Origin of the sequence: Paenibacillus macerans (genome assembly GCF_900454495.1) — a bacterium.
GTDB classification, from domain to species: domain Bacteria; phylum Bacillota; class Bacilli; order Paenibacillales; family Paenibacillaceae; genus Fontibacillus; species Fontibacillus macerans.
In genome coordinates this window covers 421,155-447,000 of record NZ_UGSI01000002.1, presented here as the reverse complement: position 1 = coordinate 447,000, position 25,846 = coordinate 421,155, and the positions used below count along the sequence as shown (strand labels likewise).

Below are 25,846 nucleotides of genomic sequence, written 5' to 3'. Positions count from 1 at the left end.
AATTAAGTTTGTAAGGCTGACAAACTATACCCGTCAGCCTTACAAATTCTTTTTAATACCCTCGCTGAAATTCTTTTCTTTATGTCAACCACAATTATGATAGGCTGTGTGAAAATGAAAAAAAAATTAATCATTATAGTTATTTCTATCTTTATAACTTTTATGTTAACTAGTTGTAAGCCAACAGGAAATAATATTCATCTTGAAGAAAAAGAGTTTCCTTTTCATTATGTGACATATAAAATTTTTGAAAAAAATAGTAAGGTTGGGGAACTAGAAATCTCTTTAAGAGATTCCAATAAAAAAACAATTATAAAAGAAGTTAAATTTTTAGATGGAGATAAATTACCAGGGATTGGATTGAACATTAAAAACATTAGAGAATATGAATTTTCTAAAAAATTGATTTTACAAAGCTATACCGAAAGGGAGTATCTGGATGATAATTTGAGGTATGAAGATATCAAGAAAGTACTCAATATTAATGGCGCCAAAATTGTCGAATCAACAATAACCGAATTTAAACAACAAGTAGATAATACCAACGTAGATAGAAAACTAGTTCTGCCTCCAGACTCTAATCTTCAAGAAGGGTCAATTTATTATGTGCTATTTTCTTATCTTGAGAAACAAAGTAACGAAAAATACCATTTTTATACTGATTTAGATGGATCGTCAGGATACCTAGAAAGTTATGGTCAAGAGTTAATAAATGTAAATGGAAAAAACAAAAAAAATACCATTAAGCTAGAAACAAATGTTCCAGTGAAAACCGAGCTATGGTATGACCAAGATACTGGTGTCCTTCTGAAAAAAATTGAGTACTTTAATCAAAATTATATCCTTCGTTACGAAATCAATTTAGATTCCTTGAAGGAGTAGCTACCTATGAAAAAAAGAATTATCTATTTACTAGCAGCTATTTTTGCCTTAATTGTACTTTTTAGTATCTTTATTTATCCTTCTTTTTATAAATATATGTATATAGAAACTGACAATGGTAAGTTTCCAGTAAGAATTAATGTGATAACTCAAAACGCAGAAATTTTGACTTTAGATGGTTGGTTGGATATTGTAAATTAATAAAGCAATTTCACAATTATATTGAATAAATAGCAGTTACCAAATAAAAAAACAGGTTATTCCTGCAAACAAATGAAATCAAGTGCAATTCATCAAAAAATAGTTTATCCGTATCTGTAAAAAGTCCTTCCTTTCAAAGTGGTTGATGGATAAATAGAATTTCCTCCTTCTCCGTTACAACCCCATAAACAATCGGTCTTCCTAGATAGTAGCTTTACGATTTATTAGGATAAAAGGAGCAGAGAAAGACCCTATCCTCAGCAAACATGGAGGCAGGGTCTTTTTATATATTCAAAATTTTGATTACATATTTTTTAAACTATTATATATTTACTTTAACTAGACTTTCAGACAGCCAGAGGGGAAATGAAAGATTACAAGTTGAGGGGAAGAGCTTTCTTGAGCAAAAAGCTTTATATCAAGGTAATCACCACGGCAGCCCTGCTTAGCGCCTGCGCGCTGCCGGCCCATGCGGCAACCACTTTCACGGACATCGACGGCTCCTATGCCAAAGATGCGATCGTGAAGCTTGCGGAGTCCGGGATTTTGAACGGCAAGGGCAACGGGAAATTCGATCCGACAGGAACCATTGAGCGCCAGGATTTTGCTATCATCCTCGCCAAAGCGCTGGGACTGGATGTGTCGGCGCCCCCGGCGTCGGCCACCTTCCAGGACGTGCCCGCGGCCAATTATGCCTATAGTGCCGTGGAAGCCGCGGTCAAAGCCGGTTTGATAAACGGCTACGGTAACGGCGTTTTCGGCAATGGCAACAATTTATCGCGGCAGGATTTGGCGGTTATTCTGGTGCGGGCGCTTGGGGTTGATGCGGCCGGTAAAGCGGCGGACCTGAAATTCAGCGACGCGGCTTCCATTTCCGGTTACGCCAAAGATGCGGTCGCAGCAGCCGTTGAATTGGGCCTCATCTCCGGCTATCCCAACGGCACGTTTAAACCTGACGGCAGCGCGCAAAGACAAGAGGTGGCTTCGCTCACCAGCAAATTCATCGAAACGCTGGACACTCTTAAAGGCGAGGATTCTTCTCCGGACACGAAGCCTTCCGAAGGTGATACGGACGCATCGAAGCAGCCTGAAACAACTCCTGCGGCAAGCGGGACGGACAGCGGCGGCGGAACTTTGATTGCCGGCCGCGGAAACAGCAATAGCAGCGGTGGCGGCAGCGGTACAAACCGGCCGGATACAACCGCCCCCACGGTCACGGTTGTATCCGCTTCACCGGTGAAGATCGGACAAGCCGTTGCCGTCAAATCCAGCGAAGCCGGCTATGTTTACCTTGTCCCGGCCGCCAAAAATCCGTTGACCAAGGCAGATTTGGATGCCCTGGTCTCCGCAGCATCCGCCAGCGGGGCGGCCGTTTCCGCAGCCGGCGGCATGGCCGAAATCCCTACCTCCGGCCTCACGGAAGGGGATTATAAGGTTTACGCGGTCGACGCCGCCGGCAATGTGTCGGCACCTTCGGCACCGGTGTCATTGACCGCCGCCCAAGAACTGCCGCTTGAAATCAAGCTGGCGGAGGGAGCCGCGCTTTATCTGAACAGCGTTCTTTTACCGGATCAGGCTGCCGTTACGATTTCATCCGGGGATACATCCGAATCCGAAAGAGCGGAATACTCCTACAACAAGCGGAATATCAGGGACTTCTTGCAAGTCAAGCGCGGTGAAACGGCCGGAAGCATCAAATACGCTCCGGAAAAAGGCGCCTTCAACGTGGCCGATTCGTCCACCCATGCCGTGATCGCTACGGTTACGCTGAGCACATACTCCGATCTCGTTTCTATTATTCCGTCCAACGACGGGATCATCATGATTCCTGTCAAGGAAGCGACGGAAAACACGGAAGCGTCCCTGTTCTTTAATCTTTGGGAAAACGGCGTCGTGCTCGGCAGTCAGGAACTCCGGATTACGTTTGACGAGACGCCGCCAACCGTAACCGGCAGCACGTATAACGAAGACGGAACGATTAGCTTAACCTTCAGTGAGGATTTGTCGGTTTCGCCGGACTTTGGCGGCATCACGCTTGATTTTTCGGCCAGCGGCGACTTCACGGACGAGGACACGAAGCACTTGAATCCCTTCGGAGATTACACCGTGACGATGCTCAGCCGCCATGAATTCAGAATCGAGCTGAACCCAAGCACGGCTGCTTACCTGAAGCTCCAGAGCCCAGGCAGATTCCGCATCGTCGCAATCGGCGGTTGGGATTTTGCCCGGAATCCCGTGATGCTGTCCGAGCCTGTCTTTATCGATATCCCGGGGGAGGCGGAGATCACGCCGGAGGAAGCACCGAAGTAATACCTGAACGTGATCTTCTTCGTGGAGGCGGAAAACGGGGATATGGTCCGGTTCATGAACCGCCATATCCCCGCTGCTTTATTCGTTCAAAAAGGTCGTCGCGCGGTTTTGAATCAATTTTGCCGCTTCCTCCGCGGATTTTTGCCCGCTAAAGAACGCCAGCGATTCCTCGCCCACGATGGCGATCACCTTCCCGTCGAGCTGCGAATATTGGTCCACCTTATCCAATAGCTGCTGGAACCGGGTGAATTCCTCATTCTCCGCCTTCACGGCTTTTCCGTCAGGCAGTTTGTAGGTGCCTTCCCCGATTTGCTGCTTGATCTCGTCCAGCTTTTGCCCGTTCACCGATTTGAGCAGCGAAAATCCGCTGCGCTCTCGCATAGATTGCGCCTCTTCGGACAGGAGGAAGCTCACCAGCTTCCAGGCTTCTTCCTGGACGGGCGTCTTCGCACGGATGCCAAACTGGGTAAGGGGAATGATCCGCATCGTGCCGGATTGCTCCGCGCTGTGGGGCTTTTGCAACAGCTGCGGGTGGTCGAAGTACGTATGCGTAACGTTGATTACATCGGCCGGTTCGAACAAGACGGCGGAATAGAACAGCTGCTTGCCAAGTTCTGCCGGATTCCCGGTCATGATACCGTCATCGTACATCTTTTTCACTTGCTGCAGCAGCGCCACGAATTCTGGCGAATCGAACTTCGCTTTTTTTGCCGCCGAATCTACGTACGTCCCGTAGCTGTCGACCACCATTTCCTGCGTCAGCATCTCCGGCGGGTAATCCGCCATTGCATAAATGCCTTCCTTGCCCTGCGTCAACGTCTTCGCAACATCGGCAAAATCCTGCCAGGTCCAGGTTCCTTCCTCGATGCCGGCGTCTTTCAACACCTCGCCGTCGCCGATAAACGCCCTCAGGCTAAAGCCGGCCGGAACAGCGTACAGGCCGCCGCTTTCCTTCATCGCCTCCAGCACATTCATTTGCACATCGTCCGTGTTCACAGTCTTATCCTGGCTCAACAGCGAATCCATGTTCAAAAGCAGGCCCTTTCCGACATAATCGCCCACCGGCAAGTTATCGAGCTCGAACACGTCTGCTCCTTGCCCCGAGAGCAACTCCGTATTGATCGACTTCCGGTACTCGTCCAAATCGCCGGGCTCACTCTCTTCTCCGGCTTGCTTGTAAGCCTGAACGTTCAAATCGATGTCCGGGTATTTCGCTTCAAACTTACGCTTCAACGCTTCATAAAAAGGAGTCATTTCCTGAACCGATAAGGTCAGCCGGGTTTTGCCCCCTTCCTGGGCAGGCTGCTCTTTCTTCCCGCCCGTCTCCGGCCCTCCGCCGCCGGCTCCGCATGCGGTCATCGCCACCGAAAGTATTAAAGCTCCAATTAGTGTCATTGCCAACCGTTTTTTCATGGGATATACCTCCTTGTTCTCCTCACATCTTTATTTAAAGTCCGTGTTCAAAAAGTCAGGTTTTCAACAATTTATTGCAAACGAATCTGGTTGCCGTCCTGCAACGGCTCGCTGCTTTCCAGGATAATCAGGTCTCCTTCATACAGGAGATCCGCCGGAATCATCGTTTCCCCTTCGTTCACGGCGCTCGTTTCGATCGGCACCTTGCGGGCCACAAACACATTGCCCAAAGCGCCCAGCTGTTCCTCCACCTTGAAAATAAACCGCTTTTCGCCGTCGCGATGAACCGCTTCGTTCGGAAGCACCCAGCCTTTGTCGGAGGAAACCTGCTCCAGCTTGACCGAAGCCTGCTCGCCCCCTTTCAGGCCGGGATCGGCCACATGGATGCGCAGCAGCTTTTGCGGCACAGCCTCCTGCGTTCCGGTACCGTTCTCCGACGAACCGTAGATCCGCGATCCCGCATCGGCTATTTCTTCGATCGTGCCCTCCAGCCTGTACGCCAGTTGATCGGCGGCCTGGGCAACCTCAACCTCGATGTTCTGCCCGACCCTGGTCCCGAGACGGCCGATCAGCGGCCCGTCGACGGCAATCTCCAGCAGGTATCCCGCGCTGCCGCTCGATACCACCGCATCCGGCAGTCCCGCCGAGGCCAAGCCCTCCACCGCATTCACTTCCTCAATCACCCCGTCAAACGGGGCCAAAAGTTCCCGCTCGCGGTTTAACTGCTCCTGCAGCCCCGCGATTTTCCGCTCCTGCACCGAGATATCGAGTTTTCGCGTTTCCAACTCGCGTTTAGTCGTACGAAGGGCGGAATCGTCTCCGCTAACCGTCGCCTGAATAAATTGATCCTGAACGTTTTGCAGCGCGATTCGTTGCTTCTTTAGCTCTGCGAGCTCATCCTCAAGCTCACGCTCGGCGGCGCCGCTGTCGTAAAGCACAAGCTTCTGCCCTTTTTTAACCGCTTCGCCTTCCTTCACGAGCACTTCCCGGACCTTCCAGCCCGCCGGATTCGCCAGCTCCGCCTGCTTTGCCGGCCGCAAGATCCCGCTGCCCTCCAGCTTGTATGTAAGCCCCCCGGCCGCCGCCTGCACCGTCCGGACCTTCGGTAAGGTCACCGATTGGAGCGTGTTGCTGAAAAACGTGAAAAACAGCAGTCCCCCCATCAGCAGCATAAAGACGGTGAAAATCAGTTTTTTCCGTTTACGATCAGCCTGCTCTTTCCCTAACTCCATCGTTTTGCATCCCCCCTTATCCCTTGATCCCGGACAACTGCACGCCTTCGATGAAATATGTCTCCGCATAGAGGAACAACAGCACCATCGGAGACATGTACAGCATGGATGCGGCAAAAGCCGTCCCCCATTCTCCGCTTAATCTCGATAGAAAGACCGATAAAGGCTGCTTGAGCGGGTCCAAAAAGATCAGCGGCTGCTCGACCATATTCCAATAATCGACGAACAGCAAGACCACTAGCGCCGCCAGTCCCGGTTTGACCATCGGCAGGATGAGCGCCAGGAATATCCGCGGATGGCCGGCGCCGTCCATTTTGGCGGCTTCGATATAAGCGTAAGGGATATGCAGCATGAACTGGCGCAGCATGAATACCCCGAACGCGGCGAACACGCCCGGCAGGATCACCGCTCCCGGGCTGTGCAGCAGCCCCAGCTTATCGGCCATGATATAGTTGGGGACCAGCGTCACCTGAAAGGGCATCAGCATCGACAGTAAATAGACCAGGAAGAGCGCGTCACGTCCGCGAAACCGCAGTTTGGAAAGCGCATAGGCGGCCATCGCCGCCACCGCCGTTTGTCCGGCGATGATCGGCAGCACCAGTCCCGCGGAATTCCAAAACATCACCAAATATTTCGGGGTATACACCAACAGCCGGCCGTACTGCTCCAAGGTGACCTGGTCCGGCACCCATTTCAGATTGACGAAGGTTCCGGCACCGGTCGAAGTCACCTCCGTGAGCTTTCCGATCACCCCGTAATTGATCTCCAGCTCCTGTTCCGTCATCAGCGAATTGGTGAACGTAATGACGACCGGGAACAGCAGCAGCAAGCCGATCACCCCCAGGAACGCCGTCAGCAGAGCTTTTTGCACCGCTTTGATCACTTGCACGCCGTCCGCCTCCTATTTGTACAAGTTCTCTATTCCATAAACTTCCGGTAGCGGCGCTCCAGCCCGAACAAGACCAGGACGATCGCCAGGATGGCGGCGACCATCAGCACCGCCGCGGCCGTCAGCTTCTGGATGTTTAGCGAAACAAACATGTTGTTCATATAGTGCTGCAGCATGTAGATGCTGTCATGCGGGTAATCTCCCGCGAGCAAATACGTCTCCCGGAACACCTTAAACGAATTGATGATCGATATGATGACCACGAAAAACGTCGTTGTCGTTAAGTAAACGAGCGTGATGCCCAAAAACCGGCGAAAGGGTCCGGCGCCTTCGACCCGGGCGGTTTCGTAGTAATCCTGCGGAATTTGCTGCAGGCCCGCCAGGAACAAAATGACGTTGTAGCCAACGTTCTTCCATAAATACACGACGATGACTACATACCGGGCGGCGGGGGTTTTCATCCAGTCCACGCGCTGGATCCCGAAATGGCTGAGCGCATAGTTCAAAACGCCGTTCCAGTCGAACACCACCTGCCAGATGATGATGACCGAGGCGACCGGCACCACCAGCGGCAGCACGTAGGAGGTGCGGAGCCACTTCCGCAGATAGATTTGCCGGTTCAACAGCAGCGCCAGTCCCAGCGACAGCACCAGCATCAGCGGGACGCCAAGCGCGCTGAAATAAAACGTGTTGGCCGCCGCTTTCCGGAACGAATCGCTGGACAGGAGCTCACGGTAATTCGCCAGGCCGACGAAACTTCCGCCGGAAGTGCCGCTCATGAAGGAATACATCAGACTCATCCCGAACGGAATCAGATAAAACACCGCAAACCCGGCCGCGCTCGGCGCCAGAAACAACCACGCCGCCGCCCCGTCCCCGCGCAACGGGCGAGCGAGGCCCAGCCGGGTCAGGCCGTTCGGCGCACGCAAAAACCCCCACTTCTTCATCTTCCAGTCCTCCTGCATTCATGCCTTTAAGCATAGGGCAGACTTTTAAAATCAAAAGTGGGGTAAATCTTAAATTTTTCTTAATTCGATGTCGAATCTTGAATTCAGCCGGATGGGGCATATGCTTTCATAAAACCTACTTTTTGAACACGTATTTAAATCCCTAACTTCGGCAAGCGCACTTCAAACTGCGTGCGGATGATATCGCTTTGCGCTGAAATGGAGCCCTCATGCTGTTCGATGATATTTTTGGCGATGAACAGGCCGAGACCGGTGCTGCCTCCCTGATGCGTCCGCGCCCGGTCGCCGGTGAAAAACATGTCAAACAGATGCGGCAGCTCGTCCGGCGGAATGGAATCCCCGTAATTGATGACGCGAATGACCGCGTTTCCGCCTTCCAGCCGTCCGTGGATATCGATGAACCCGCCATCTTTACCGTAACGGGCGGCATTGGTAAATAGGTTCTCGAACACGCGGGCCAGCAGGTCCCCGTCCCCGGAGATCGTCAGCTGCGGCGCGAGGTCAAGGCGGACGGTCAGCCCGTTTTTTTCGAACAGGGGGTACAACTCTTCAGCCAATTGGGCCAGCAGCTCGCCGAGGTCGAGCGGCCCGCGGTTCAGCTTCAGCTTGCCGTAGTTCATCCGCGTGATTTCGAACAGCTCGTCGATCAGCTTCTCCAGCCGCTGCGATTTGGTGTAGGCGATAGAGGTGTAATGCTTCATCTGTTCGGCGCTCAGATCTTTGCCCTGCAGTATGAAGTCCAGGTACCCGATCACAGAGGTCAGCGGCGTTCGTAAATCATGGGCCAGGTTGAGCACCAGCTGCTCTTTGCTGGTTTCGGCGAAATCGCCCCGCTCCACGGCCTGCTGCAGTTTTTCGCTGGCCAGGTTGATGTCCCGCGCGATATCTCCGAGTTCGTCTCTCGACGGAACATGGACCCGGCTGGTGAAGTCGCCTCCGGCCAACTGGTTGATTCCCCGGGAAATCTCCCGGAAATAAGCGACGTAACGCCGGGTCAGCAGATAGAAATAAAAAAACGAGATCGGAAAAAAAATGATCAGGAACACGTTAATATCGCCGATCTCTCTGATAGATTCGCGGACTTCGAACATCGGGTTTTCTCGTAGCAACGTATGGTAATACTGCTGCAGCGCCAAGTAAATTATAAAAGTGGTGCCGGCGGACAGCAGCATACTCAGCCCAAACAGCTTGATCATTTGAAAACGGAAACTGCGGAATTTGGATTTAACCATCGAACGTGTAACCTACCCCCCAGACGGTTTTGATCAGCCTGTGTTTGTATTGGTCCTCTCCCAGCTTCTTGCGCAGGGTGCGGATGTGCACCATCACCGTATTTCCGCCTTCGTAATAAGCCTCGCCCCACACCTGCCGGAAAATATGCTCCGAGCTGAACACCTTCTTCGGATGGCTGGCCAGCAAATATAAAATATCGAACTCCTTGGGCGTCAGCTCGACCCGTTCGCCGTACAGGAATACGGTCCGCTCCTCGGGATGGATGACGAGCCCGCCGGCCTCCAGCACGGGAATGCCCGCCTGCGCTCCCGCCGACGGGTTAAGCTGAATGAAGCGGCGCAGCTGCGCGTTCACCCGGGCCACCAGTTCCATAGGGTTAAACGGTTTGGTCATGTAATCGTCCGCGCCGCGAACCAGCCCGGTAATTTTATCGAGGTCACTGGCCTTGGCGCTCAGAAAAATAATCGGCAGATGATGCCGCTCGCGAATTTGCCGCGTAGCCTCGTACCCGTCGAGCCTCGGCATCATGATGTCCATAATCGCCAAATCGACCGGCTGCGTCCGCACGGCGTCAACCGCCTGCTGCCCGTCGGATACCTTGATGCAGCGGTAGCCCTCTCTGACCAGATGCAGCTCAATCAGATCGGCGATCTCCGCCTCGTCATCAGCAATCAGAATCGTGATTGGTTTCATCGCTTGGCTCTCTCCTTTTCATGGATAGCATAACCGAGATCAGCCTGCGATTTCAAATGGTATTAGTGATAATCATTTACTACTTCCGTTCTGTTTTTCATTGATAGTTTCGTTGGTTGCATTTGTTTTGTTGTTAATAGAGTGGTTTTTTGGAAAAAAATAAATTTATATTAATGATTAGCGAAGAGCTGGGGAGATTCGGGCTTGAATGTTGTGGAGAATTGAAACTCGGCAGACAGTTTCATTTTTTACGGAAAAGGCGAAGAAATAGCTGCCAACCGGTTAGAGGATCAGGAGATGACCGTACTGTCGCTTCACCTCCTGAAGAACTGTTTGATCTACATCAAATCCAGCGTGCTGACTAGGGGGAGTACCAGCGAAGCTGACACCTTCTCTAGTCAATTATATTGACCATTGTTTAAAAGATGGCTATATTTATGATATATTCCCAAAATTTATCAGAGGTGGTTAGTTTGAATGATACAACCACGATTCTCGGAGCGCTGGAGCAATTTTCAAAACAGAATGGGTTAAATATTAGTCAACTATCCAAGCAGGCCGGATTGAATACGGGCACGATGAGTGCTATTTTACACAGTCAGAGAGTGCTTTCCGTGCATCAACTTGACCGGATTACTACGGTGATGAATCTCCCCGATGGGCATTTTTATGAGCAGTACATCCAGGAGTGCTTGAATGAAGTGGCGCCGAATTGGCGCAGAATCAAACCTTTCTTGTACCGGTGCGCAGAGTTGGACAAACTGGATTGCATTAAACAAACCGTAAATCTATTGCTGGATAACCTTGTATATTCATCTCCCTTATTTGAGGTAGCGGAAGATTTAATTGCGCAAGGAAAACGGATGGCAGCAGCGATTCTTTACGAGAGTGTAGCGCTAAGCGAAAAAAGTCAGCATTCAGAGCGGTTGGCTTATTGCCAGTACAAGTTGTTCCTAACTAGACTCGGGTCCGATCAGGAACAAAACTACCGGGCTGCGATCCAGTTTGAGCCTTTCGTGGAGCGGCTTGATGAAATCGACCAACTGGATGCATTGAAGAATTTGGCGGACACTTATCGTTCTTTGCGTCGCTGGGATAAGGTCTATAAAATTTGCATAAAGTTAAAGCAGCTGGCTAAAATTCAGTACTCTTTGCCCCACTCCCGGAAAAATAATAACCAGGACATTGTTAAGAAACTGCCTAGACCATTATTTTTTTATGTTGCCTTTAGTAATTTGCTAATAAGTAACACTTATTATGAACAAGGAGATTATGAATTGGCTTTGCAAATACTCAGCGAAGCTGCTGATTTAGCATGGGTTAAAGAGGCGGATAAAGATACACTATACTGGAGGAACCTGTTCCAGGAATGGACTCAAGCGAATATTTTATTGACCAAGTTAATGGCTGGCAATATAGAGTTGCTTCCGGAATACGTGAATTACTTTGAAAAGAAGGAAAATGAAATACTTACGGGTTTATGGAATATCATGATAGTAGCTAACCGTTACAAGATTAACGTCGATCATGTCCTTACTAAGTTTGAAACCGTGTTATCTAATGTCCTGGAACAGGAAGAAAACGAAATCTATAACCAACAAAATACCGATAATAAGCTCGTTGGTTTGCTGTGTGAATTAGCCGATTATTACTTATTCAGAGAGGATTATGAACAAGGCTTTAAATCATTGATGCATGGCCTGAAAAAATCTACTATGATAAATAACGAAAGCTCTATGCTTCGGTGTATGAGATTGTTTGAACGTTTTAGAAACGTTGCGTCGGCTGAATCGAAAGTAGAGTATCATCAATTAGTGGAAATGGGGGAAGGCCATGAAAAAGAATGTTCTGTACGCCATTAATTTTCTATTCGTATTGGTGATAAGTGTAGGAGTAAGTGCAGGACCACTTATGGGGACGCTCGACTTTCATGTTGGAGGGTAATTCGAATCTCTACCATGATTTTTAGATGGCAAGTCGCTATAATTTACATATCAGCTAAAACCACCGGATTCCACACAAAGCTCGGTGGTTTTTCTGCCGGAGGCGGGGGAATCAGGAATGATAAGAAGTATCGGGATTGTCAGGCCACTTGATGAGCTTGGGAGAATCGTTATCCCTATTGAATTACGCCGTTTTATTGGGATAAGCCAGGGCGATACCATAGAGTTTTTTATTGACAATGCATCCCAAAGAATCATGATGCGCCCGTACCGGACACAAGAGTGCCTGTTCTGCCAATCGATGGAGCAGCTTATATACTTCCGGGAACGCTTCATTTGCGCGGCATGCTTACAGGAACTGTTCCCTGAACAGCAAGCAGGGAGTCAACAATCGGCTAACCTGGAAATTGCGGTGGTGTTAGAAAATCAAAGCAATCTAGACGCAGGAGCTGCACGGCGGCCCCGGCAAAAGACGAGTGAATTAATCCGAAAGCTCAATGAAGTAATGGCTATCTATCCATCTGAAAATCAATCCAAGTGGGCGGAAAGGATCGGAGTTTCGCCGTCGAGAGTCAGTCAACTACTTCGTGCTATGAAATCAGCAGAGAGCTAATAGAAAATGTATGTTTGAGACATACATACGAACGTATGCTATGTAACCCGGCTGGAATGGAAGCGAATATTCATCAACGGAAAGGCGTTCCTGGAACATGGGGAACGCCCTTCTTTAAGTTTCTCTGGAAATGGAATAAAAAAAATCGTATAACCAAACCAACGGACCAAATATGGCCAATAGTATGTTGTAGCCATCATTTACCGAAGTATTTACAACAATAACGAAAAACGGAATTAAAACTAACCAAAATCGAAATGATTTCATTAAAAAACGAATGGACTTCATTATTTATACCTCCAATTTACATTTGACCTAATATCGAATTGTCTAACTGGCTACACAAATATTATACAGAAGTTAAATAAGACCGTTGTAACAACTGTTACTTCTCGCTGAAAACGATGCAGAATTGGCAAGAAGAGATCGTGAACTACCATCCTGTCGCTGGACAAACGCAACAGTCGAAGGGCTCTATAATCGCATCAAGGTTTATCGACGTCGTCATTACTTCACAAGACACTATGGGCGCTACAAAACCGGCATTCTTGTTGAATGTAACCGATCGTGGCAAGAAATATCGGCAGATCAACATCCACTGTCCAGACGCTTTGCACGATTATCCCATTTGATCCGGAAGCAGAGAGGAAGATAAATTCAGGAGAAGAAAATAGGTTTGGGAGAAGCAGCATGTTCGAGATCGCTAGACAGGTTTGTAAGAAGGAGATTTATGGAGAAGTAAAGCAGACCTGACGGGAGGAATGGGGCAAGACACCGAAAAAAATGAAAGGACCGTGATTAGCCTCACCCTCTCCCCTCTGAATAAAAGGGATAATTGTGCAAAGCAGCATGCAGGGGTACCAAGACACGAACGCTATAGACAGCCACCTCAGAGCCAAAGTCATAATTTATTTTGTCAAGCACTGATCTCGGTTTTGAGTCCCTTTTTCCGCTATTAATTTTAATTGGTGCTACGCCAGGGGTCTTACTATTTTCTTAGCCCCACAACAGTTGCTTTAGTATACAATCTTCCATTTACCGTCGATTTTCCTTACTTCGAAGGTATGATCTGTCTCCCAACCATCCATATTTATATATGTCGATACGTAATAAATCTTCTTGTCTATTTTTGAAGAGCCTTTAATTTTGTACTCGATCAATGGATCGCTGTATACACTCTCTTTGTACGTCTCAAAATATAATCTACTTTTACTGTTTTGGATATACAACATTTGATAGGCGTCTTGAGCATTTTTCTTTTGAACTAACATTAGATAGTGATTAACTGCTTTTACAGGTTGTGGCGTCCCGCTCCAATCAATCGTGTACACTCCAAATAGAAGAATTATGAAACCTAAAATAATTAAGTTTCTTTTCCTTAAAATTTTCACCATTTTGAAAATTTGCCCTTTCTCGTTGCTATCATGGTAAATATATTCTGTAATCAATATTGTACCATAATATTCCTTCATTGGGAGAGAGTTGCTCGTGAAAGGATTTAAAAGAAGAGTAGTAGCTACAATTGCATCTGCTTTAGTGGTATTTTCATTGGCTGGACCTATTCCTGCATCTGCCAATGACTCATTCATCCCTCGTGACAATAATTCTCGTTTGACAGGGAAGGCCGGTTGGTCGGCAGATTAACATCCGCTGTCCGGACGCTTTGCACGATTATCCCGTTTGATCGGGAAAAGGACCTTGATTAGCCCCTCCCCTCCACCCCCTGAACAAGAGGGATAATCGTGCAAAGCAGCATCCAGGGATACCAAGACATTTATTTTGCCAAGCACTGATCTCGGTTTTGAGCCTCTTTATTTAAAGAAAATCAATATATTCCGATAAATGAAGACGTTGATATCTTTAGAGAGGAAGCTAATCAGGGATTTGTAAATTTATTTTTATTGGCATCTAAATCGTAGCATAGATTGTTTTATTTTTACTCCAAAAAGGGGCTGGCCGAAGTGATGATACTTCGGTCCGCCCCTACACTTGGTTCGAACAGTTCAGCTTTTGAAGTCCAACGTTTTCCGTAAAAAGGCTACATTCAGCCCTGTGGTATCCGGCAGGACAACGTCCGCCCCCGACGCGGTGAGCGCGGCTTCCTCGCCGATGCCCACTGCGGTCATGCCCGCTGCCTTAATCGCTTCGATCCCGGCCTGGGCGTCCTCGACGCCGATGCACGCCTTCGGCGGCACGCCGATCTCCTCGGCTCCGCGCAGGAACAGATCCGGGGCGGGTTTGCCCCGCTTAACCGAATCCGGCGGCACCACGTAACTGAATAATTCCGTGAGCTCCAGAGCGTGGAGAATCTGCGGCGCGTTTTTGCTGGCCGACGCGATGACCGCCGGAATCCCCTCGCGCTGCATTTCCAGCAGCAGCTCACGTATGCCCGGATACGTATCCTCCGGTTTCAGGCGCTCCAGCAGTGAAACGTAATGCTCGTTTTTCCGCCTCGCCATGTCCTCTTTTTCCTCCGGCGTATAAGCATCCGCCTTCCCGCCGTGAATAAGAATCCGTTCCAGCGATTCCATCCGGCTGATGCCTTTAAGCTGCTCGTTAAACGCCCGGTCGATGGCGATGCCCAGTTCTTCGGCAAGCTGCTTCCAAGCGATGAAATGATACTCGGCGGTATCGGTGATCACCCCGTCCAAGTCAAAAATGACCGCTTTCAATTCCATATTGTCCAGAACACTCCTATCCACTTTTTTCAATAGTACCCCACGTTGGATAAATCCAATAGAATTTCCAGCTACCAAACGCATTTTGAGCTCTTATTGGAAAAATCCAATAGATTTTGCCCGAATGGCGCCGTTTTGCGTCTGCTGAACCTCATCTGTTGGAAATATCCAATCTGGGCATTGTATTTATGACTGAATTTCCATTCTATTGGATTTTTCCAATCAGAACGTTGGGCCGGGCGGTGAATTTTAAGGATCGGCGCCAGGTGGAGTTTTTTAGTGAAAAACGCCCCAAATCATCGAGCATCTTCCCTCTCCTCCCCTCACCTCACCTCCCCTCTTCTTCCTTCTACTTCCTTCTACTTCCCTCTACTTCCCGCCAACTTCCCACTCGATCCAAGGCTCGTCGCTTTCCAGGCGCTCCCCGTTCAGCTCCAGCACCACGCGCCATCTTTCATCATTGCGTACGGTGACTACACGGCCCTGCCCGTCCGTTCCGGGCCTGATCACGATATCAAACCGGACGCCGGCGATGTTCAGCCCGCTGAGCTTGCATTCGCGGTCATGCCAAGCGGCCGGCAGCTGCGGGTTTAAGCGCAGCACGCGCCGGTGCGCCTGCGGCCGGACGCCGAAAAATCCGCGGACGACCGGCACCGCCAGCGCGTAAAGGGTCCAGGCCTGCACCACGCAACCGTAGTCCGGGGACATCTCGGAAAAAGAGCCGGGCAGCGCCGAGGAGAACGTGCGCAGCATCCGGCGCAGCAGCTCCAGCGCCTCGTCCGGGTGCCCGTTTTCCGCTTCGGCCACGGCATGGACGCCGGTTGAAATCGTCATCGTCCCCTGCTGGAGGATGCCGGACAGATAGGTGCCATACTCGCCGACAAAAACGTCCGACCGCATCGTTTCCAGCGCTCTGGCGGCTTTGTCCGGATCGGCGATGCCCGCCTCCATCGGCGTGACGATCACCCAGTTTTTGTTCAGCAGCCAAGGGATGTCTCCTTCCTGGCCGGCGGTGTCCTGAAGGATCCGCTCCATGTACTCCCCGTACCCGGCAACCCCGTGTTTCTCCGCCAGGGACACCATGGCCTCCCGCTTGGCCGCGACCATTTCGCGGGGCGCTACAGCGTCGGCGTACAAGCCATCCGCTTCGCGCCAGAAAACCCGATTGACGGCCTCGGCCGCCCGCTCGGCCAGCTCGCCGTATTTCGCCGACCGCTCATGCTCGCCAAAGAACCCGCTCATGGCGGCCATCGCCCGCAGCGCTTGGGCGGTATAAACGGCGCTGTCGATCAGCTCCATGTTGAGCCCGGCGATTTCGATAATCCCGTAGCCGGAAGGGAACAAATCACCGTCGGGGTCCATTTCCCCCAGCAGCCAATCGATCCCTTTCACACAATAGCCATAGTGGCGGCGCAGCAGCGCTTCATCGCCGGTCCATTGAAACAGCTCCCACACAAACGCGATATAATGCGCAGTCTCCTGGGTATTGCCCGGATTGGCCACCGCCCCCAGCGTCGTGATCTCATGCACGACTCGCCCGTTGCCGTTCGTTTCCTCCGACTTTTTCAGCAGCAAATCCAGCGTATCCTTCGCCAGCACGGGGTCGCCGATGGCCAACACGCCCTGCAGCGCATAGGTGCTGTCGCAGCCGAACCACCAGGGATACGTCGGTCCCCCGGCGGTCAAGCCGCGGCCCAGCCCGTCGACCGTCTGCACCAGCCACTGATTGTTCCACTTGGCCCAGGCAAAAGCTTCGTTCAATCCCGGTTCGCCCTCGATTTCCAGGTTGGCCCTTTCCGCGATTTCCCGGTACAACGCCTGTTTCTCCGCAAGCAGCGCTTCATGCCGCTGCGAAATCAGCTCGTAGGAACGGTCGCACTCCTCCCGCGAGGTATACGAACCGGCCGCAAACAGCCGGAAATCGAACGTTCCCCCCGCCTGAAGCTCCACCTCCGCGGCAAAAGCGATCCCGCAGCCGGCCCCCGCCGTAAATTCAGGTCCGTACAACTCCGGACCAGCCTCCGCGGCATCGCCGGGCAAGTCCGTCCCCACCCGTACGAACCACGGATGCTCCTGATCCTTGACCAGCGCCTGGCGGCCTGCGATCTCCACCGGCACATCCCGTTCCCCGTCCACGACGCCGGCCTGCTCCGAAAACCAAACCGGTCTAAGGTCCGTCCGCACGAGCAGCTCCAACCGCAAACGTACGGGCAGCCCGGCATTGGCAAAGACGCGGTAATCGGCGACGAACCCTTTTTCCCGCTCCGGCGCGAATTGAGAACGCTCGATGGAAACCGGAATATGGCCCAGCCAGTGATCGTATTCAAAACGGCCGCCCCAAGGCTCGCTCACAAAAGCGTCGGCTCTTGCCCAAACGGAAATGCCCCGCTCCAGATCCGTCACCTTCAGCCAAAAACCGTCCAGCAGCTTGATCGGATGCAGCCATACGCCTCCCATCTCGCCCGCGAGATGATGGCCGAAATCGGGGAAATACCCGTCCTGCGAGCCGCAAATTTTGACGTATTCGCCGCCGTGATAATAAAGATTAAGTGGGTGTCTGCTCGTTAATCGGCTCATGAACTTCCTCCTTGATATAAATCAGCCTTTAATCGCCGAAGAGATGGAGATGCCTTCGATGAAGTATTTTTGGGCGATAAAAAAGACGATCAGCGCCGGCAGCATAATCAGGATCGTAGCCGCCATCAGCATGTTCCATTCGACATTGTAGAGCCCCTTGAACATCGAGAGGCCCAGCGCCAGGGTGTATTTTTCCGTGGAATTCAAATAAATCAAAGGTCCTTGGAAATCGTTCCAAACGCCCATAAAGGTAAAAATGGCTACGGCGATCAGCGGCGCCATGGACAACGGCAAAATGATGCGCAAGAAGATCTGCATCCGGTTTGCCCCGTCCACAAACGCCGATTCGTCGAGATCGCGGGGGATCGCCCGCATAAATTGGCGGATCAGAAAGATATTAAACGCCCCGCCCCCGAAAAAAGACGGCACGATCAGCGGCAAAAACGTATCGACCCAGCCCGCCTCCTTGAACATGATAAACATCGGGATCAGCGTCACCTGGGAAGGCAGCATCATCGTCGCCAGCAAAACGAGAAACAGCGCTTTTTTCCCTTTGAAGCGGAATCTGGCGAAGCCGTAAGCGCATAGAGCCGCCGAAAACACGGTTCCGATCAGCACCGGAAGCAAAATGATCAGCGTGTTGAGCAAAAAAGTGAAAAACGGGATCGCCCGCACGGCGTCGGCATAATTGCTCCACAGCCAGGTCGTCGGGAAGAAGTTGTCCTTGAACACCTCGGCCGGCGTTTTCAAAGACGTAAAAAAGGTCCACAGCAGCGGAACAATTACCACCGCCGCCCCGGCAATCAGCACCAACTGGCTTATGATCCCGGATATGCTTATTTTTTTGAGATTGCGTTCCATTCGCTTGCGCCTCCTTTAATCCTTTTCGTCGTCGCCCTGGTAGTACACCCACATGGAAGAACTGCGGATGACGAGGAGCGTGAAGACGAGGATGATCACGAACAAAATCCAGGACAGCGCGGAAGCGTAACCCATTTCATAATCCTGGAACGCTTTGTTGTACAGATACAAATTGTAGAACAGCGTCGAGTTGAGCGGCCCGCCGTTCGTCATGACAAAGGCCTGGGTGAAATACTGGAATCCGCCGATAATCCCCATGATCAGATTAAAAAAGATCGTCGGCGAGATCATCGGCAGCGTAATGCTGGAAAAACGGCGCAAACGGCCCGCCCCGTCCAGTTCGGCCGCTTCGTACAGCTCCTCCGGAACCCCTTGCAGCCCGGACAAATAAATGATGATCGTGTTGCCGATCCCCCAGATGCCCATGACAATCAGCGCCCCCAGCGCGTAGGAAGGGTCCTGCAGCCAAGCCGGTCCCTGGATGCCGAACAAGGCCAAAGCCCGGTTCAGAATCCCGTATTCCGGGTTAAAGATCATCACCCACATCATCGACACGGCGACCGCCGGAATGACCGAAGGCATAAAGTAAATCAGCCTGAACAGCTTCATGCCCCGGCTTCGCATGTTCAGCAGCATCGCCGCGAGCAGGGAGAGAATCTGGTACAGGGGCACGGAAACAAGCGCAAACACAAAGGTCACTTTTAAAGACTGGTAAAACAGATCGTCCTGAAAAATCGCCCGGAAATTGTCCACCCCGACCCACTCGATCGATTTGACCCCGGTGATGATGTCCCACTTGCTGAAAGCCAGCAGCAAGGAGAACAGCATCGGACCGATGGTGAACAGCAGCAGCCCGAGCAACCAGGGAAGAATGAACAAGTACCCGGCGCGTTCCGATTTTGAATTACGCATGGAAAAACCTCCTTGATGAGACGGGGTGAAGCGAAGAGCGCTGCACGCCCCCCGCTTCACCCGCCGGTCGCTTACTTGATTTTGCCGTCCACATTTTTGGCGGCTTCATCGAGCGCCCCCTTGACATCCTGTTTGCCCAGCAAGATTTTCTCCAGCGCCTTGGTGAACTCCTCGACGAATACCGGGCCGTTGGCCGAACGCATCGTGACCGGTTTTTTCGCGTAGTTCATCATTTCGATCACCGGTTTGTCGGCTACTTCCGCCTCCTTCACCTGATCCAGTTCGGCGACGGTGGCGGGCAGCACCTTGCTGTTCTCCGCGCGCAGCTTCTGGGCGTCGGTGCCGGACAGCCATTTCACCAGCTCGTAGGCTTCCTGCTTATGCTTGCTGGCGGCGTTGACGGCCCAGCCGGCGCTGGCGATGATGCTCGTTCTAGTCCCGTCTTCCCCTTTGGGGATCAAAGCCGAGCCATACTGTACGTCCGACTTGTCCAGATCCCCTTTGATCCAGCGTCCGGTCACCATCATCGCCAGCTTGTCGGTCATGAACATCGAAGAGTCTCCGCCCATCGTTTCCGTATCCTGCGGCGTCGGGGAGACGCGGCCTTCTCCTTTGGACAAGGCCACGTATTTTTCCAGGGCGGCCACGGTCTTGTCGCCGTTGATGTAACCTTCCGCTTGGGTGCCGTCCTCATTGGCGATGTCCGTTCCGTGATCCCACAGATAAGTGTAAATCGGATACTCCCATTTCGTGGCGTTGAAGCCGAATTGCGTATATTTGCCGCCGTCTTTTTTGGTCAGTTTCTGCGCAGCAGCAATCAGGTCATCCCAGGTCCAGTCGTCCGTCGGATACGGCAGCTGCGCTTCGTCGAACATCCGCTTGTTGTACCACAAGGCCAGCGGATTGAAATCCTTCGGCAAATAATACTGCTTGCCGTTGATCTTCATGTTGTCGATCAGGTCCTTCTGGAAGATGTCCAGGGAGAAGGAGCTGTCGTTCTTCAAATAATCGTCAAGCGGTTCAATGACACCCTTATCGACATATTTGAAATAATCGCCTTCACCGATCAGGAACACATCCGGGGCCTGCCCGGCGGCCAGCGAAGTGGTCAGCTTCGTGCCGTAGCCGTCGCTTGGAATCGGTTCGAATTTGACCTGGATATCCGGATGCGCCGCGTTGAATTCATCCGCCAGCTTCTGCTCGTTGGCGCCGGCGTTCACGTCTCCCCAGACGGAGAAGGTCAAGTTTACTTTTTCTTTCCCGCCTTCCGCGCTCCCGCCGCCGGAAGCGCCTTTTCCGCCTCCGCATCCCGATAAAACCAGCGCCGCAACCATAACCAAAATAACTGCTGCCGACCATTTTCTGTTCATTTTTAATGACCTCCCTTAATTAGCCTGTAATCAAAAACCGTTGATTCTGCCGAAATACCGGAGCTGCAGTCCGTTAAGATTGCTTGATCAACTCGTAATCGTAGTGCAGCTCTCCGCTGAACTGTACGCGTTGTCCGTGTACGATCAGCGAAACTTCCGCTTCCGCGTCCTTCGCTTGGATATGGAGGCGCTGGCGGTCCAGCGTAAACCGCAGGCGCTCGCCCCGCCAATACAGCGGGAAAGATAGTGTCTCCCACGCCTCCGGCAGTCTGGGGTTCACATGCAACTCTCCGCCCAGCATCCGCACACCGGCAAAGCCCATAACTACGGACTCCCAAATTCCGCCCAGCGAGGCCGAGTGAATGCCCGCGTCGGACGAATGCATATAAGGGCCGAGATCGATTTCGGCGGCCCGCCGGAACAGCCGGTAAGCCAGGCTGCGATCCCCGAGATCGTTGGCCAGAATGCAATGCGTCGACAAGGACAACGAGGAATCGTGCAGCGTTTTTTCTTCGTAGTAATCGTAGTTGGCTTTTTTCACTTCCGGGGAAAACCGGTTTTCCAACAGGAAAAACAGCATCATGATGTCCGCCTGTTTGGATACCTGCATTTCTCCCACCTGGTCGAGATTGTAATCGTCGAAAATACCGCCGACCCTCTCTTGCTGTTTGTATGGGGTGAGGTCGATAATCTGTTTCTGCAAATACGTATCATCCTGCGGGATGATCCCCGTTTCGTTCGGCTTAGGCAAATAAATGCGCGGAGCCTTGGCCGCCCAATCGGACACGGCCTGCTCCAGGCCAAGCTTCGCGTTCAGCTCGGCGAACAGCTCCTTGTCTTCTTCCAGCAGCACGTTATAGTACTCCATGGCCAGCTCCAGATTAAAGTGGGCCATATAGTTGGTGAACGCGTTATTGTCGACATGTTCTTTGTATTCGTCGGGCCCGACAACTCCGTTGATTTCGTAGCGGCCCCGGTCCTCGTTCCATTCCAGCCGGCTGGCCCAGAATTTGGCCGTATCGAAGATGATCTCGTACCCGCAGCAGCGCATGAAATCCCGGTCTCCGGTCGCCTGGTAATAATGCCAGACCGCGTACGCAATGTCGGAGGTAATGTGCTGCTCGATAAACCCGGACCAGATTTTGGTCTGCTCGCCGGTAACCACGTCCACCGCTCCCCAAACGGGAGTCACTTCGCCGTCGCTCGGCCAGGCCGCTTCCCAAGGATACATCGCCCCTTCGTAACCGTTGTCGCGCGCCTTGGCCCGCGCTCCTTCCAGCCCCAGGTAACGGTATTCCAGCAGCGAGCGGGCAACCTCCGGATTCGAATAAATATAGAACGGCAAAATAAAAATTTCCGTATCCCAGAAGGAGTGGCCTTTGTAGCCTTCCCCGCTTAAGCCTTTGGCGCCGATCCCCATGCGGCGGTCATGGGCGGGCGTCATGGCGACCAGATGGTAGACCGCGAAGCGGACGGCCAACTGATCGAAATCATGGGCCGATTGAATCGACAGGTCGTACCGGTTCCAGACATCGGCCCAGGCTTCCCGGTGACGGCGGAACAGCTCATCGTATCCGGCGCGGTGCATCTCCTTCAGTTCGTTCAGCGCCGTCTCGCGGAGCGCGCCCAGCATCGCGCCTTCGGCGAACTCGCGGTCGCGGCTGGTGTAAACGGCGGCCAGCTTTTCAAACACGAGCGCGTCCCCTTCCGCCAGGTCAAGCGAATAGGTGACGGCTACCTTGCGGCGGTCGATGTCCATTCTCGGGGCGATATCGGCCTGGCTGCCGTTAACCTCCAAGCGGTGGGCCGCCCCAAGCACAAAGTCGATTTTCGACTCCGTTGTCGTCTGAATGAGCTCCAAATACGTTTTGTCGTAAATCCGCTTCTCGCCTTCATGAAAATGCTGGCTGCCGCTGTTGCCGGCCTGGCCGTCGATGCCCGAGTTGATCGAGAGGCGCGCGCCTCCTTGCAGCAAACGGATTTCCACCTGCATGCCGATCTGATGCAGATGGGCCAACGAGACGAACCGCCGGAACGTGAAGGCGATTTTTTTGCCCTGGTGCTCCCATACGAGGCTGCGAACCAGCTCCGCATCCCGCAGATTGAGCCTGCGTTCATACTCGGTCACCATTCCGAGCTGCAGCGACAAGCGCGTGCCGTCGATCCGGATGTCGAGTTTGGTCAGGTCGGCCGCATTCGGCAATTCGCTCACTTCGAACTCAGCGAACTTGTTGAACGTGCCGTTGACGAACAAATTTCTTTTTTCCCCGATGTAGGGTTCTTCCGTCGCCGAACGCAGCCCCATGTAGCCATTCCCAAGCGACATTACGGCCTCGCACTTGCCGAGGGCCAGCGGATCAAATTCGGTCTCGGAGAACGTCCAGTTTCGCAGTTCTTCCGTACTTGCCGGATTGTAGTTTAGCATTGCAGTCATCCACTCCATATCACTTTCTTTTTTTGAAAGCGCAATCGAAATCGTTTTCGAAACGATGAAAAAAATCGAAAACGATTTCGATTGCAACAAAATAAAAAAGACATTACTTATTCGAAAACGTTTTCGAATCAATTATTGCACCTTAATCGTCTCTCTGTCAACAATTTCGAACGGAAGAATTTTATGATAGCCGGCTGTTTGCTTTTCCAGCATGTTAACCACCTGTTCAAAGGCGGAATAACCGATCTTGGTAAAGTCCTGTTTGACGGTCGATAATCTGGGCGTCGTATAGCTGGACAGTACGATATCGTCAAATCCCATGATCGAGAGCTGATCAGGAATGGCTATGCCCAGTTCCCGGCAGCGGGTCATAAATCCGATCGCCATCAAATCGCTGACCGCAAAAACGGCGGTGATTCCGGGATTGTCCCGCAGATAGCCGTCCGCGGCTTCATAGGCTTCCTCCTCGTTAAAATTCGCGTCGATCACGCGTTCGGGACGATACGGCAAACCCGCTTCTTCCAAAGCTTGGCGGTACCCCTCGAGACGATCCACGCTAACCGCGGCAAAAGGATGCCCGTTAATCAGGCCGATCTCCCGGTGGCCTTTGCCGATTAAGTATTTTACCGCCTCCCTGGCGGCGCTGAGGTTGTCCGTGGCCACGGAACCCGAATGCGGGCCGACGATATTCGCATCGACGACAACGCTTGGCAGTTCGCTGTTCACCAATTCTTCGAAATAAGGGTCGCTGGTGCGCAGGCCGGAAATGACCACCCCGGCGATTTTGTTTTCCTGGCAAAACTGCCAGTAGGATTTGTCCTGCTGCTCGGACAAACTCCGCGTATAGATGACGACTTCATACTGGTAATGCTGGGCGGCCGCATAAACCCCGCTCATAATCTGGAACATTACGCCGTCTTTGCCGTTGGCCTGCTCAAAGTTGGAAATGATCAGCGCGATCGTTTTCGTCACTTTGTGCTTCAAATTTTTGGCCAGCATATTCGGGAAATAGTTCAATTCCTGCGCGGCCTTCATCACCTTTTGCCTTGTCGACTCGCTGACGTCGGAATAACCGTTCAACGTCTTGGACACCGCCGAAATCGACACATTGGCCCGCTTGGCCACATCTTTGATCGATACCATCTTTTCACCACAACATTTCTATTAAGAGGTAGGTCAAAAAGCCGACTTTTTGAACCCGCACTATAAGGTTCAAGTTCTATTGTATAGAATGCCGGCAAAATAGCAACCGATTGGTTAACCGCTTACCTCGATTTGTTTATGTTCGGCCGAGCTGACGAGGGACGGGTTGCTTTCTGTATAAAATTAAGCAAAAAAATCCAACTTAACCATGAATTCTTGGATTGGATAAGGAGGAACTGCTGATGAACTGGTCTTGGGTATGGGAATCTTCGGTCCTCGTCCTGGCCGGGATCACACTGCTGCGGATTGCCGGCAGAAAGTCGATCGCCCAATCGACCGCCGCAACCACCGTAATCATCATTTCGATCGGGACGATGGTCGTGCAACCGGTAGCCTTCGATCCGCTGTGGAAAGCACTCGCTTCCGCGTCGGTATTTATCTTCTGGCTGATTGTCGTCGAATACTTGCAGTTGAAATGGAACTGGTTCGAAGGCTTGCTCAGCGGCCGTTCCATCACCATGATCGAAAACGGACAAGTGGTGCCGAACAACATGCGCAAGCTGCGCATAAGCGGGACCAGTTGGAGGTGAGGTTAAGGCAGATCGGCGTATCCAACATCGCCGACGTAAAAACGGCCACTCTGGAACCCAACGGGCAGATCGGATACGAACTGACGGAGTCTGCCCGCCCCGTTACCGTCGGCGATCTGGAGCGTATTTTCGGGCTCAAACCAGGCATGTCCCTGGACCAATCCATCATCCCACCTCAGTCAATCCCAAATTGCAATAAAGGAATTCCCATGTATGGCCAATTCATGAATTCGGCATAACCGGCCGCTACCAACAACATACTAGAGTCATCTTGTGATGGAGGCTGGAAACGATGGGACAAAAAAGAATGAACCTGCTGATGTTCAGCGGTGAATACGACAAAGCGATGGCCGGACTGATCCTGGCGAATGCCGCGCGGGATATCGAGGTGGAGGTGACGATGTTCTTCGCCTTCTGGGGGCTGTTTCTCGTGCGCGATCCCGACAAAATGACCCTCGAGGACAAAACGCTGTACGAAAAACTGATGACCTGGATGACGCCCAAAGGTCCGGAGGAACTGCCGTTGTCCAGGATGAATTTCAGCGGGCTCGGCAAACGGATGCTGACGGAGATGATCGAAGACAACGAGGCGCCGAAGCTGATTCATTTTTTGAAAGGCGCGCGAAAAAAGAACATCAAATTCTACGGCTGCAAGCTCTCCGTGGAAATTATGGGCCTCAAACCGGAGGAGTTCATTCCCGAACTGGAGATCATCGATGCTCAGACCTATCTGCGCGATGCGCTGGAATCCGATATCCAGTTGTTTATCTAAAGGCATGAAGCAAGGTGGATAACTTATCCAAATTATTACAATTTCCCGACAATTCTAACTTCCGCTTAACCCCTTTGGGCGAATGTACGTAACCTAAACCGATCTTAAAAGAAGCCTAAAGGGGAGACACGG

At 51.7% G+C, this 25,846-nt stretch carries 22 protein-coding genes and 2 pseudogenes; 10 read left to right on the top strand and 14 right to left on the bottom strand.

What is annotated here, in order from left to right:
* Positions 1 to 114: 114 nt before the first annotated feature.
* The 3 genes from DYE26_RS25175 to DYE26_RS25165 all read left to right on the top strand — a co-directional run bounded on the left by DYE26_RS25175 (position 115) and on the right by DYE26_RS25165 (position 3,393).
* On the top strand, positions 115 to 882 hold the full coding sequence (locus DYE26_RS25175) for a hypothetical protein (RefSeq protein ID WP_036618910.1): 768 nt from the start codon (positions 115 to 117) through the stop codon (positions 880 to 882).
* Between the two features lie 6 nt (positions 883 to 888).
* The gene (locus DYE26_RS25170; protein WP_036618907.1) at positions 889 to 1,083 is read left to right on the top strand and encodes a hypothetical protein; all 195 of its coding nucleotides are present in this window, start codon (positions 889 to 891) and stop codon (positions 1,081 to 1,083) included.
* A 399-nt stretch (positions 1,084 to 1,482) separates the two neighbouring features.
* Positions 1,483 to 3,393, top strand: coding sequence for an S-layer homology domain-containing protein (locus DYE26_RS25165; protein WP_051985195.1), 1,911 nt, complete (start codon positions 1,483 to 1,485; stop codon positions 3,391 to 3,393).
* A 78-nt stretch (positions 3,394 to 3,471) separates the two neighbouring features.
* On the opposite strand, the gene DYE26_RS25160 is transcribed toward DYE26_RS25165, so the two are convergent.
* The 6 genes from DYE26_RS25160 to DYE26_RS25135 form a co-directional block, all read right to left on the bottom strand.
* Entirely contained in the window at positions 3,472 to 4,806 is a 1,335-nt protein-coding gene (locus tag DYE26_RS25160) for an extracellular solute-binding protein (RefSeq protein WP_036618904.1), read from the bottom strand.
* Between the two features lie 71 nt (positions 4,807 to 4,877).
* Positions 4,878 to 6,038, bottom strand: a complete 1,161-nt coding sequence (locus tag DYE26_RS25155; RefSeq protein ID WP_036618901.1) for an efflux RND transporter periplasmic adaptor subunit — start codon at positions 6,036 to 6,038, stop codon at positions 4,878 to 4,880.
* Positions 6,039 to 6,054: 16 nt separating this feature from the next.
* A complete protein-coding gene (locus DYE26_RS25150) occupies positions 6,055 to 6,927 on the bottom strand; it encodes a carbohydrate ABC transporter permease (protein ID WP_036618898.1) in 873 nt (290 codons plus the stop codon).
* Positions 6,928 to 6,956: 29 nt separating this feature from the next.
* On the bottom strand, positions 6,957 to 7,874 hold the full coding sequence (locus DYE26_RS25145; RefSeq protein ID WP_051985194.1) for a carbohydrate ABC transporter permease: 918 nt from the start codon (positions 7,872 to 7,874) through the stop codon (positions 6,957 to 6,959).
* A gap of 155 nt (positions 7,875 to 8,029) precedes the next feature.
* Positions 8,030 to 9,127 (bottom strand): HAMP domain-containing sensor histidine kinase, encoded by a 1,098-nt coding sequence (locus DYE26_RS25140; RefSeq protein ID WP_036618896.1) that lies wholly within the window; start codon positions 9,125 to 9,127, stop codon positions 8,030 to 8,032.
* Complete coding sequence (locus tag DYE26_RS25135) at positions 9,120 to 9,821, bottom strand: response regulator transcription factor (RefSeq protein ID WP_036618894.1); 702 nt, start codon at positions 9,819 to 9,821, stop codon at positions 9,120 to 9,122. Before DYE26_RS25135 ends, DYE26_RS25140 begins: the two co-directional genes overlap by 8 nt.
* A gap of 195 nt (positions 9,822 to 10,016) precedes the next feature.
* Between DYE26_RS25135 and DYE26_RS25130 the strand changes: the two are divergent.
* The 4 genes and pseudogenes from DYE26_RS25130 to DYE26_RS34950 form a co-directional block, all read left to right on the top strand.
* A pseudogene (locus DYE26_RS25130) lies at positions 10,017 to 10,181 on the top strand (Tn3 family transposase); the annotation flags it as partial.
* 113 nt (positions 10,182 to 10,294) lie between these two features.
* Entirely contained in the window at positions 10,295 to 11,683 is a 1,389-nt protein-coding gene (locus DYE26_RS25125) for a hypothetical protein (protein ID WP_036618892.1), read from the top strand.
* A gap of 199 nt (positions 11,684 to 11,882) precedes the next feature.
* A complete protein-coding gene (locus DYE26_RS25120) occupies positions 11,883 to 12,377 on the top strand; it encodes an AbrB/MazE/SpoVT family DNA-binding domain-containing protein (protein WP_051985193.1) in 495 nt (164 codons plus the stop codon).
* A gap of 392 nt (positions 12,378 to 12,769) precedes the next feature.
* Positions 12,770 to 12,942, top strand: a pseudogene (locus tag DYE26_RS34950) (transposase); the annotation flags it as partial.
* A 451-nt stretch (positions 12,943 to 13,393) separates the two neighbouring features.
* Here DYE26_RS34950 and DYE26_RS25110 read toward each other — a convergent pair.
* The 8 genes from DYE26_RS25110 to DYE26_RS25075 form a co-directional block, all read right to left on the bottom strand.
* The gene (locus DYE26_RS25110; protein ID WP_036618890.1) at positions 13,394 to 13,954 is read right to left on the bottom strand and encodes a hypothetical protein; all 561 of its coding nucleotides are present in this window, start codon (positions 13,952 to 13,954) and stop codon (positions 13,394 to 13,396) included.
* A gap of 426 nt (positions 13,955 to 14,380) precedes the next feature.
* A complete protein-coding gene (gene pgmB / locus DYE26_RS25105; RefSeq protein WP_036618888.1) occupies positions 14,381 to 15,055 on the bottom strand; it encodes a beta-phosphoglucomutase in 675 nt (224 codons plus the stop codon).
* Between the two features lie 369 nt (positions 15,056 to 15,424).
* A complete protein-coding gene (locus DYE26_RS25100) occupies positions 15,425 to 17,632 on the bottom strand; it encodes an alpha-L-rhamnosidase-related protein (protein ID WP_036618885.1) in 2,208 nt (735 codons plus the stop codon).
* Positions 17,633 to 17,653: 21 nt separating this feature from the next.
* Positions 17,654 to 18,493, bottom strand: a complete 840-nt coding sequence (locus DYE26_RS25095) for a carbohydrate ABC transporter permease (protein ID WP_036618881.1) — start codon at positions 18,491 to 18,493, stop codon at positions 17,654 to 17,656.
* Positions 18,494 to 18,508: 15 nt separating this feature from the next.
* Positions 18,509 to 19,405 carry a carbohydrate ABC transporter permease gene (locus DYE26_RS25090; protein WP_036618878.1) on the bottom strand — a complete coding sequence of 299 codons (897 nt, stop codon included), beginning with the start codon at positions 19,403 to 19,405 and terminating at the stop codon, positions 18,509 to 18,511.
* A gap of 71 nt (positions 19,406 to 19,476) precedes the next feature.
* Positions 19,477 to 20,775, bottom strand: a complete 1,299-nt coding sequence (locus tag DYE26_RS25085) for an ABC transporter substrate-binding protein (protein WP_036618875.1) — start codon at positions 20,773 to 20,775, stop codon at positions 19,477 to 19,479.
* A 73-nt stretch (positions 20,776 to 20,848) separates the two neighbouring features.
* The gene (locus tag DYE26_RS25080; protein WP_036627329.1) at positions 20,849 to 23,200 is read right to left on the bottom strand and encodes a glycoside hydrolase family 65 protein; all 2,352 of its coding nucleotides are present in this window, start codon (positions 23,198 to 23,200) and stop codon (positions 20,849 to 20,851) included.
* Positions 23,201 to 23,341: 141 nt separating this feature from the next.
* On the bottom strand, positions 23,342 to 24,352 hold the full coding sequence (locus DYE26_RS25075; protein ID WP_036618872.1) for a LacI family DNA-binding transcriptional regulator: 1,011 nt from the start codon (positions 24,350 to 24,352) through the stop codon (positions 23,342 to 23,344).
* A 242-nt stretch (positions 24,353 to 24,594) separates the two neighbouring features.
* Between DYE26_RS25075 and DYE26_RS33635 the strand changes: the two genes are divergently transcribed.
* From DYE26_RS33635 to DYE26_RS25065, 3 genes are read left to right on the top strand one after another with little or no spacing between them, the layout of a single operon-like run.
* Positions 24,595 to 24,942: a DUF421 domain-containing protein gene (locus DYE26_RS33635; RefSeq protein ID WP_051985192.1), complete on the top strand. Its 348-nt coding sequence runs from the start codon at positions 24,595 to 24,597 to the stop codon at positions 24,940 to 24,942.
* Positions 24,828 to 25,181 carry a YetF domain-containing protein gene (locus DYE26_RS34945; RefSeq protein WP_371861036.1) on the top strand — a complete coding sequence of 118 codons (354 nt, stop codon included), beginning with the start codon at positions 24,828 to 24,830 and terminating at the stop codon, positions 25,179 to 25,181. Before DYE26_RS33635 ends, DYE26_RS34945 begins: the two co-directional genes overlap by 115 nt.
* A 53-nt stretch (positions 25,182 to 25,234) precedes the next feature.
* A complete protein-coding gene (locus DYE26_RS25065; RefSeq protein ID WP_036618869.1) occupies positions 25,235 to 25,714 on the top strand; it encodes a DsrE/DsrF/DrsH-like family protein in 480 nt (159 codons plus the stop codon).
* The last annotated feature ends 132 nt before the right edge of the window (positions 25,715 to 25,846 follow it).